This window comes from Paracoccus sp. M683, assembly GCF_007096355.1.
Classification (GTDB): Bacteria; Pseudomonadota; Alphaproteobacteria; order Rhodobacterales; family Rhodobacteraceae; genus Paracoccus.
Genome location: NZ_VKDF01000038.1, coordinates 1 through 2,500, shown reverse-complemented (window position 1 = coordinate 2,500; position 2,500 = coordinate 1). Strand labels below are relative to the sequence as shown.

General features: G+C 55.1%; 1 tRNA gene and 2 rRNA genes (1 of these 3 cut by a window edge). All 3 read left to right on the top strand.

Annotated features, from left to right (window positions below):
• Positions 1-2,131: ribosomal RNA gene (locus tag FNJ84_RS21430) — 23S ribosomal RNA — on the top strand; it begins 699 nt to the left of the window's first position.
• A 107-nt stretch (positions 2,132-2,238) separates the two neighbouring features.
• A 5S ribosomal RNA gene (rrf, locus tag FNJ84_RS21425) occupies positions 2,239-2,353 on the top strand.
• Positions 2,354-2,422: 69 nt separating this feature from the next.
• A tRNA-Met gene (locus FNJ84_RS21420) sits at positions 2,423-2,499 on the top strand.
• Position 2,500: the final 1 nt, after the last annotated feature.

The following is a 2,500-nucleotide window of genomic DNA, read 5'->3' as shown; positions in this document are numbered from 1 at the left end:
CCGAGTGATCTAGGCATGAGCAGGATGAAGGTACGGTAACACGTACTGGAGGTCCGAACCCACACCTGTTGAAAAAGGTCGGGATGACTTGTGCCTAGGGGTGAAAGGCCAATCAAACTCGGAGATAGCTGGTTCTCCGCGAAAGCTATTTAGGTAGCGCCTCGGACGTATCCTCTTGGGGGTAGAGCACTGCATGGATGATGGGGGCCCACAGCCTTACTGAGTCTAAGCAAACTCCGAATACCAGGAAGGACTATCCGGGAGACACACGGCGGGTGCTAACGTCCGTCGTGGAGAGGGAAACAACCCTGACCAACAGCTAAGGCCCCCAATTCGTGGCTAAGTGGGAAAGCATGTGAGACTTCCAAAACAACCAGGAGGTTGGCTTAGAAGCAGCCATCCTTTAAAGATAGCGTAACAGCTCACTGGTCTAATCAAGAGGTCTTGCGGCGAAGATGTAACGGGGCTCAAGCCACGAGCCGAAGCTTTGGGTGCACCTTCGGGTGCGCGGTAGCGGAGCGTTCTGTGATATAGAACGCTGCCTCTTTAGCCCTTCGGGGTTACGGAGGCGATGTTCTGACTGTGAAGCCGGGCTGTAAGGCATCCGGTGGAGTGATCAGAAGTGAGAATGTTGACATGAGTAGCGACAAACAGGGTGAGAGACCCTGTCGCCGAAAGTCCAAGGGTTCCTGCTTAAAGCTAATCTGAGCAGGGTAAGCCGGCCCCTAAGGCGAGGCCGAAAGGCGTAGTCGATGGGAACCAGGTTAATATTCCTGGGCCAGGAGATGGTGACGGATCACAGAGGTAGTTCGGTCTTAACGGATTGATCGGGCTGCTGAGTGGTTCCTGGAAATAGCCCTCCATGAGACCGTACCCTAAACCGACACAGGTGGACTGGTAGAGAATACCAAGGCGCTTGAGAGAACCACATTTAAGGAACTCGGCAAAATACCTCCGTAAGTTCGCGAGAAGGAGGCCCCGTTTGTACGCAAGTATGGGCGGGGGGCACAAACCAGGGGGTGGCGACTGTTTACTAAAAACACAGGGCTCTGCGAAGTCGCAAGACGACGTATAGGGTCTGACGCCTGCCCGGTGCCGGAAGGTTAAAAGGAGATGTGCAAGCATTGAATTGAAGCCCCGGTAAACGGCGGCCGTAACTATAACGGTCCTAAGGTAGCGAAATTCCTTGTCGGGTAAGTTCCGACCTGCACGAATGGCGTAACGACTTCCCCGCTGTCTCAAATGTGGACTCAGCGAAATTGAATTGTCTGTGAAGATGCAGACTTCCCGCGGTTAGACGGAAAGACCCCATGCACCTTTACTACAGCTTCGCACTGGCATCAGGATTGCGATGTGCAGGATAGGCGGTAGGCTTTGAAGCGGGAACGCTAGTTTCCGTGGAGCCATCCTTGAGATACCGCCCTTCGCACTCTTGATGTCTAACCGCGGTCCGTTATCCGGATCCGGGACCCTGCGTGGCGGGTAGTTTGACTGGGGCGGTCGCCTCCCAAACAGTAACGGAGGCGCGCGAAGGTTGGCTCAGAGCGGTCGGAAATCGCTCGTTGAGTGCAATGGCAGAAGCCAGCCTGACTGCAAGACTGACAAGTCGAGCAGAGTCGAAAGACGGCCATAGTGATCCGGTGGTCCCGAGTGGAAGGGCCATCGCTCAACGGATAAAAGGTACGCTGGGGATAACAGGCTGATGATGCCCAAGAGTCCATATCGACGGCATCGTTTGGCACCTCGATGTCGGCTCATCTCATCCTGGGGCTGGAGCAGGTCCCAAGGGTACGGCTGTTCGCCGTTTAAAGAGGTACGTGAGCTGGGTTTAGAACGTCGTGAGACAGTTCGGTCCCTATCTGCCGTGGGTGTAGGATACTTGAGAGGAGTTGCCCCTAGTACGAGAGGACCGGGGTGAACGTTCCACTGGTGGACCAGTTGTCGTGCCAACGGCAGTGCTGGGTAGCTATGAACGGACAGGATAACCGCTGAAGGCATCTAAGCGGGAAGCCCCCCTCAAAACAAGGTATCCCTTGAGAGCCGTGGAAGACCACCACGTCGATAGGCCGGAGATGTAAGCGCAGCAATGTGTTCAGTTGACCGGTACTAATGGCTCGATTGGCTTGATTTGATCCGGTGGAAGCAAGACTTCTAACCCGATTGAAAAGCATGCAACGTCATGCAGCTTGGACAACAAAGTGCCCCTCAGGGCGCAACGCTGATCCGTTTCTTTCCTGGTCTGGTGGCCCTAGCGCGAGCAAAACACCCGATCCCATCCCGAACTCGGCCGTTAAGTGCCGCTGCGCCGATGGTACTGCGTCTCAAGACGTGGGAGAGTAGGTCACCGCCAGACCTGGAAAGAAACGGAGCTCTCTCTGAAACGATGAAATACCTGCGCATACTCAATTGTCTGCGCAATTGGCGCGGGGTAGAGCAGCCCGGTAGCTCGTCAGGCTCATAACCTGAAGGTCGTAGGTTCAAATCCTACCCCCGCAACCAA